The sequence below is a fragment of the Vibrio sp. Vb1574 genome, from assembly GCF_033338675.1.
Genome location: NZ_JAWOTC010000406.1, coordinates 1 through 1,092, shown reverse-complemented (window position 1 = coordinate 1,092; position 1,092 = coordinate 1). Strand labels below are relative to the sequence as shown.

The window sequence follows — 1,092 nt, the reverse complement described above, 5'->3', positions numbered from 1 at the left end:
GACATAACCATGACATAACTGTTTGATTAATTTGACCAAACAGAATGAGTGGTCTTTTATATTAGAGCAGCCAGCAAACAATGGCTGCTCTAATTATTTTCTGACCTTACATCTGGTGTCGCGTGTGAACAAAGATCTCGACTTAAACCTACTCAAAATTCTTGTTTTATTGGATAAGCACCGCCAACTCAAGCCCGTTGCAAAAGCGATGGGGAAAAGTGAAGCGTCCATCAGTAAATACCTTGCCCGATTACGACTTCAGCTTAACGATGAGCTGTTTATCCGACATCCTCACCACATGGAGCCGACGGACTATTTAAAGCGTCAACTGCCCAAAATTGCCGACGCGTTGGAAAAGCTTGAAACCTGCTTAATTAGTGGCGAGTTTGAGCCAGAAAACTACGAAAAAGACATCACAGTCTGTTTACCGCAAACCGCTCAATACTCATTTGGTCACTTGCTCGCAATGGATTTGATGGAGCTGTTCCCTAAAGCACACATTTCAGTGGCCACCATTACTGAGTACACGGTTGAAGAGATCATCCTAGGCAAGGTGGATGCGCAGCTTCATTACTTTAACGATGACTTACCGAAATCTGTCCATCAGAAATTCATTGGTTATGCACCCGCAGTGGTTGTGGTTCCGGAAGAGTTGGGGATTACAACTCTTGAAGAAGCTGCACAATTACCATTCATCATGTTAGAAATCATCGGCTGGAAAGAGAAAGAGCAGCTTGCCAAGCGCGCAATGGAGAGTCACGGTATGGTGATCAACCGAATTGCAGCGTTAGATAATGTCAGCAGCGTGTTGAAGCTAATTAAGCAAAAGAGTGCGGCAACGGTGTTACTTGAGTATCAAGCGCCAATAGAAGGGTACAACTTTATACGAGTACCGGAATCTTACTACCCGAATGGTTGGCCCAAGATTGTGGTGCAAATGAAGCAAAGTCACCGGCATGATGCAATGCACCAACTGTTAACTGGCGCCATTGCAAAATACATGAGTGCTTAATTCTCAGTGCTTAGCGGCAAAACTGAATGTTTTCTGACTGAGGGATAGTATGCAGCAGCTCAATCAATGAGTCTGCGTGG

Annotated in this window: 1 protein-coding gene; it reads left to right on the top strand. The window is 44.5% G+C overall.

All coding sequences use genetic code 11. The features are described from left to right. The first annotated feature begins 124 nt into the window (after positions 1-124). Positions 125-1,012: a LysR family transcriptional regulator gene (locus R7O12_RS26490; protein ID WP_005486496.1), complete on the top strand. Its 888-nt coding sequence runs from the start codon at positions 125-127 to the stop codon at positions 1,010-1,012. The last annotated feature ends 80 nt before the right edge of the window (positions 1,013-1,092 follow it).